At 52.5% G+C, this 6,373-nt stretch carries 4 protein-coding genes and 1 pseudogene; all 5 read left to right on the top strand.

Annotated features, from left to right (window positions below; genetic code table 11):
• The first annotated feature begins 81 nt into the window (after positions 1 to 81).
• The 5 genes and pseudogenes from CPT76_RS02580 (at position 82) to glnA (ending at position 6,287) form a co-directional block, all read left to right on the top strand.
• Positions 82 to 756 carry a response regulator transcription factor gene (locus CPT76_RS02580; RefSeq protein WP_258168010.1) on the top strand — a complete coding sequence of 225 codons (675 nt, stop codon included), beginning with the start codon at positions 82 to 84 and terminating at the stop codon, positions 754 to 756.
• A gap of 3 nt (positions 757 to 759) precedes the next feature.
• Positions 760 to 2,220 (top strand): sensor histidine kinase, encoded by a 1,461-nt coding sequence (locus CPT76_RS02575; protein ID WP_105441831.1) that lies wholly within the window; start codon positions 760 to 762, stop codon positions 2,218 to 2,220.
• Between the two features lie 47 nt (positions 2,221 to 2,267).
• Positions 2,268 to 3,225 (top strand): annotated as a pseudogene (locus CPT76_RS02570) (4-hydroxy-3-methylbut-2-enyl diphosphate reductase).
• 337 nt (positions 3,226 to 3,562) lie between these two features.
• Positions 3,563 to 4,621: a 3-deoxy-7-phosphoheptulonate synthase gene (gene aroF, locus CPT76_RS02565; protein WP_105441830.1), complete on the top strand. Its 1,059-nt coding sequence runs from the start codon at positions 3,563 to 3,565 to the stop codon at positions 4,619 to 4,621.
• Positions 4,622 to 4,868: 247 nt separating this feature from the next.
• Positions 4,869 to 6,287 (top strand): type I glutamate--ammonia ligase, encoded by a 1,419-nt coding sequence (gene glnA / locus CPT76_RS02560; protein ID WP_105441829.1) that lies wholly within the window; start codon positions 4,869 to 4,871, stop codon positions 6,285 to 6,287.
• Positions 6,288 to 6,373 lie beyond the last annotated feature (86 nt).

Below are 6,373 nucleotides of genomic sequence, written 5' to 3'. Positions count from 1 at the left end.
GCTACAATAAGAAGCAGAGGCTTGTGCCATGATACAAGATAAAGAGATAAAGGAGTAGTCCGTTAATGCGATCGAAAATTTTTGATTATTGACGATGATGAAAAGATCATTTCCATGCTGCGCAGGGGACTGGCATTTGAAGGGTACGACGTCATTACCGCTAACAATGGGGCAGAGGGGCTGAAGGTCATTTTGAACGGGGAGCCCGATATCGTCGTGCTGGACGTCATGATGCCGCAGGTGGACGGATTTGAAGTGTGCCGCAGGCTTCGGGAAGGCGGCAGTCAGGTGCCGATCCTGATGCTCACCGCCAAGGATGAAATCGAGCACCGGGTCAAAGGGCTTGACCTTGGTGCGGACGATTACCTCGTCAAGCCGTTTGCACTGGAAGAGCTGCTGGCCAGAGTGCGCGCGCTGCTGCGCCGGAAGCCGGGGCAGGAGGAAGCCGGCGACCACCGGTTGACCTATGAGGACATCGTGCTGGACGTCGACTCCCGGGAAGTGCTGCGCGGCGGCAAGCGCCTCGAGCTGACGGCCAAGGAATTTGAGCTTCTTCATTTGTTTATGCAAAATCCGAAACGGGTGCTGTCCCGCGACTTAATTATGGATAAAATCTGGGGTTACGATTACAGCGGTGAGTCCAACGTGCTGGAAGTGTACATTGCGATGCTCCGTCAGAAGACGGAAGAACACGGAGGGAAGCGTGTCATTCAAACGATCCGCGGCGCAGGTTATATCCTGAGAGGGGATTCATAAGAGATGTCCATAAGATTGCGTTTGACCGCCTGGTACACCGCCATCCTGGCCGTAACGCTGATCGTGTTCGGTTCGGCGGTCTATGGGGTCGTTCATTTTAATACGTATAACTCCGTAAGGGACCGGCTGGCTCAGCAATTTGATAAAATCAAGCCGGCCGTAGTTTTGAACTGGAATGATCGCAACGGTAATTATTTGAGTTTCTCGGCGCCTTCCGATTTGGCCTCGCAAACTTACGTACAGATGATTGATTACGTGAATAATAAATTATCCGTATCCGAAAATCTGGGGGCTTTAAATATCAAATTTCCTTATCCCGACTACGACCATGCGGTGAAACAGCAGGGTTTTAAACCCGCGTATATTCAGGGAAATCCTTTTTACTTATATCAGCGCACCATTACGGAAAGCAATACCGGTCAGGTTATCGCAATGCTTCAGGTAGCCATTTATACGGGACATGAAGTGGAACTGTTGACCCTGCTGCGGAATATTCTGGTCATCAGCGCAACGATTATGATCATTGTGGCCTCCTCGCTCGGTTTGTTCCTTGCCCGCAAATCGATGAGCCCGATCGGCAACGTTATCGAGGCGGCGAGCCAGATCCAGAACGGTCAGGACCTCAGCGTCCGCATTGATTATGACGGGCCCCAGGATGAAGTCGGGCAGTTGATCGACACGGTCAACAGTATGCTGGGGCGCATGGAAGGCTTTTATAAAAACCTCGAGGAATCTTACGCGACGCAGCGCCGGTTCGTATCCGACGCTTCGCATGAGCTGCGGACACCGCTGACGACGATCCGCGGCAACGTGGATCTGCTGGAGAAAATGTGGTCAGACGAGGAAGGAGACCGTCCGAAGCTGGACGAAGCGACGCTGAAGCAGATGACCCGGGAGGCCATCAGCGACATTGCCGACGAATCCAAGCGGATGAGCCGGCTCGTCGGCGACATGCTCTCTCTGGCCCGGGCCGACACGGGACGGACGTTTGACAAGCAGCCGATTCCGCTCGAAATACTCGTGGAAGAAGTGGCCAGAAGGGCCCAATTCCTGCCGCGGCAGGCCGATTGGATTACCGGTGATTTTTCGATCCTGAACGGCGTCTATGTCAACGGCAATAAGGACTATATGCAGCAGATGCTGTTCATTTTTATTGAAAACGCATTTAAGTATACACCTGAAGGCCAAGTGACGTTTGACGCATTACTGTATGAAGATCAGGTGGGCATCCGGATTGCCGATACGGGCATCGGCATGGACAAGGACGAGGTACCATATATCTTTGACCGCTTCTATCGTGCGGATCAGTCCCGCGGCATGACGGAGGGCATCGGGCTGGGCCTGTCCATCGCCAAATGGATTATCGACGAGCTGAACGGCTCGGTCGAGGTCGTTACTCGTCAAGGAGAAGGTACCACCTTCATTATCTGGCTGCCGGTCGTCTTTCCCGTCCCTTTGGAATAGGGTATAATGGTTAGGTTAAGGCATGCCAGAGAAAGCAGGTGAAAGTCATGGAAGTGATTAAAATTTCGCCCCGGGGGTACTGCTACGGTGTGGTCGATGCCATGGTGCTGGCGCGCCAGGCGGCCCAGAACCTGGACCTCCCCCGGCCGATTTACTATATTGGGCATGATCGTTCACAACAGTCATGTCACGAATTCTTTTGAAGACGATGGGATCATCACGCTCGACGGACCGAACCGGGTGGAGATCCTGAACCAGGTGGACAGCGGTACGGTTATCTTTACCGCCCACGGCGTTTCGCCGGAAGTCCGGAAGCTGGCCCGGGACAAAGGTCTTACGACCGTTGACGCGACTTGTCCGGACGTCACCAAGACTCATGACCTGATCCGCGAGAAGGTGGCGGAAGGGTATGAGGTGATTTATATCGGCAAGAAGGGCCATCCCGAACCCGAAGGCGCCATCGGCATTGCGCCGGATCACGTTCATCTGATCGAGAAGGAAGACGAGGTTGCCAATCTGCGCATATCCGCCTCCCGCATCATTATTACGAACCAGACGACGATGAGCCAATGGGACATTAAGGCCATTATGAAAAAGCTGCTGGAGCTGTACCCGTCCGCCGAGGTTCACAATGAGATCTGCCTGGCCACCCAGGTGCGGCAGGAAGCGGTCGCGGAGCAGGCTGGACAAGCGGATCTGGTGATCGTTGTCGGCGACCCGCGGAGCAACAACTCCAACCGGCTGGCCCAAGTCTCCGAAGAAATTGCCAACGTCAAGGCTTACCGGATTGCCGACATTACCGAGCTGAAACGCGAATGGCTTGAAGGCATATCCAAAGTGGCTGTCACTTCCGGCGCCTCCACGCCGACCCCGATCACCAAGGAAGTGATCGCATATTTGGAACAATACGATCCGGAGAATCCGGATACGTGGGAAATCAAGCGCACGGTCAATATGAAGAAACTGCTTCCGCCCGTAAAAGCGTCAGGTAGCACCAAGGCGTAATAACGAATGAGATGAAGCAGGCTTCCTTTAATGGGAGCCTGCTTCTTTTTTTGTTTCTAGACCATGATGATTTGCTGTCCCTGATATGAACTGGCCCTACAGAAGAAAATAGACCAGATCGGCAGGGGATGATGCCCATTTTAGATTTAGGGTTGACGGATAGGTGGATTTCCGATATAGTTGCTTTAGCGGATAAAAGCTTAAAAGCGAAAACGCGTTTAAGCGTATTAGTGAAGTGAGAGGCGAGAACGGTAGACCAGATAAAGATACCGAATCATTTGAAAATATACTAGAAGCGTACGCTGAAGCGAGGCGCTTCACAGGAGGAATGATAGCCATGATCGTAATTACATCCAATACGACTCCGGAAGAACAAATTGCGGATATTGTGCGTGTGATTGAGAAGGAAGGACTGCAGGCTTCTGTTTCCAAAGGCGCAGACCGGACGGTCATTGGGCTGATCGGTCAGGTCAACCCGCAGCTTGCTGAGCACCTGCGTCAAATGAAGGGAGTAGAGAATGTAGTGAAGATTACCAAATCATACAAATTGGCAAGCCGTGATTTTCATCCGGAGAACACGGTGATCAAGATAAAAGGCGTGGAAATCGGCGGCGACGAGCTCGTCGTCATGGGAGGACCCTGTGCGGTTGAATCCCCCGAGCAGATCGACGAAATTGCGGGCTTGGTGAAGGCTGCCGGCGGACAGGTGCTGAGAGGTGGGGCCTTCAAGCCACGGACAGGACCATACAGCTTCCAGGGGATCGGTGTCGAAGGTCTTATTATGATGGCTGAAGCCGGACAAAAGCATGGCCTGCTGACTATTACGGAAGTCATGACACCGGAATACGTGGATATCTGCGCCGAATATGCTGATATTTTGCAGGTGGGTACGCGGAATATGCAGAACTTTGACCTGCTGCGCAAGCTGGGAACTTGCGGTAAACCGGTACTGCTCAAGCGCGGTTTCAGCGCCACCTACGATGAGCTGCTGAATGCGGCGGAATACATCCTTGCTGGCGGCAACCCGGACGTCATGCTCTGTGAGCGCGGAATCCGTACATTCGAAAGCTATACCCGCAATACGCTGGATCTTTCGGCTATTCCTGTCCTGCAGCAGCTGAGCCATCTGCCGGTCATTTCCGATCCGAGCCATGGCACGGGCCGCAGAGAGCTGGTTGAGCCTATGTCCAAAGCCTCGGTTGCAGCTGGGGCTAACGGACTGATTATCGAGATGCATACAGACCCGGACAACTCGATGACCGGAGACGGCGTGCAGTCGCTGTTCCCGGACCAGTTCGCCGCGCTTCTTAAAGACTTGGAGAAGCTGGCTCCACTCGTCGGGCGCACATTCAATACGTCCAAGGCACCTGCTGAATCCTTTAAAGTAGGGGTATAATATTTCCCCGGTAATACCGTATCGACATCTAAGCCTGCACGGACTGATTTTCCCCAGAAAATCGGTCCGTGCAGGCTATTTGCAATTAGTGCAAATAAAGTGTTGAAAAGTGTAAGGATTACCTTACATACATATTGACGATGTCAGGTTTGAAGTTTTATAATGACGACATAAATCATTAGATACTGAACGTTTACGTTTAAATGCGGGGAAATGTTCGGAAATTGGGAGGAAGAGAGCATGTCGGTTGAAAAACGTATTAAAAACAATTCAGGAGAAAGCAATTGAGTGGGTGGATTTCCGTTTCGTAGATTTGGCTGGCCGTGCGCATCACATTTCTTTGCCTGCCTCTGAAGTGGATGAAGAAACGTTCGTGAACGGGGTTGCGTTCGACGGCTCTTCCATCGCCGGTTTCCGGGGAATCGAAGAATCGGATATGGTTATGATGCCAGATCCGGAATCGATTTTTGTCGATCCATTCACCGCTCATCCGACACTGAACATCATGTGTAACATCAACACGCCGGACGGAGAGCGCTATGAGCGCGATCCGCGCAGCATTGCAGCCAAAGCCGAAGAGTATCTGCAACAGTGCGGCGTTGGTACGGCAGCCTTCTTTGCACCTGAATCCGAGTTCTTTATTTTTGACGACGTCCGTTACGAAAGCGGCATGAACAGTTCTTCTTACTTCGTGGATTCCGAAGAAGCTTCGTGGAACACGAACCGTAAAGAAGAAGGCGGCAACCTTGGCTTCAAAGTACGCGTGAAAGGCGGATACGTTCCTGTTGCACCAGTCGACACCCAACAAGACATCCGCAGCGAAATGTGTCGTTTGCTGGAAGAAGCCGGCCTCCGCATCGAGCGTCATCACCATGAAGTGGCCACTGCTGGCCAAGCGGAAATCAATTTCCGTTTCGATACCCTGAAGAAAACAGCGGATAACCTCTTGCTGTACAAATACATCGTTCATAACACAGCCCGTCAATACGGTAAAGTGGCTACTTTCATGCCAAAACCGATCTTTGGCGACAACGGAAGCGGCATGCACGTTCACCAGTCCATCTTCAATGGCGACGAGCCTTTGTTCTATGAAAAAGGCGCTTATGCGAACCTGAGCGAAATGGCGCTGAACTACATCGGCGGTATCCTGTATCATGCTCCGGCCTTGATCGCCATCACGAACCCGTCGACAAACTCCTTCAAGCGTCTGGTTCCTGGCTACGAAGCACCGGTTAACCTCGTGTTCTCGAAAGGTAACCGTTCGGCAGCGATCCGTATTCCAGTCGCCGCTGTTACGCCTAAAGGCTGCCGCATCGAGTTCCGTACGCCGGATTCCACGGCGAACCCTTATCTGGCCTTCTCGGCTATGCTGATGGCCGGTCTGGACGGTATCAAGCGCAAAATCAATCCGGTTGAGCTCGGATACGGACCAATGGATAAAAACATCTATGAGCTCTCCGACGATCAAAAAGCGGAAATCCGCAGCGTACCGGGCACCCTGGACGAAGCATTGGACGCTCTGGAAGCTGATTACGACTTCCTTCTGGAAGGCGGCGTATTCACCAAAGAATTCATTGATAACTTCGTTAGCCTGAAGCGTGCTGAAGCGAAAGCCGTTTCGATCCGCGTGCATCCGCACGAGTACGGTCTGTACTTCGACTGCTAATCCGTATCAAGAAATGGCTGCCCACTCCGGTCAGGGATGACTGGAGGGGCAGCCTCTTTGTTTGGGGGACGCTGCGCGTACTCCGC

Origin of the sequence: Paenibacillus sp. AR247 (assembly GCF_002968895.1) — a bacterium.
GTDB classification, from domain to species: Bacteria; Bacillota; Bacilli; order Paenibacillales; family Paenibacillaceae; genus Paenibacillus_AQ; species Paenibacillus_AQ favisporus.
Note: the sequence above shows the minus strand (reverse complement) of the source record. Positions and strands in the feature narration are given on the sequence as shown.

Excerpts from the sequence above, each read along its gene's own strand:
- CPT76_RS02575 (WP_105441831.1), top strand. The coding sequence starts at position 760 with ATGTCCATAAGATTGCGTTTGACCGCCTGGTACACCGCCATCCTGGCC.
- aroF (WP_105441830.1), top strand. The coding sequence starts at position 3,563 with ATGATCGTAATTACATCCAATACGACTCCGGAAGAACAAATTGCGGAT.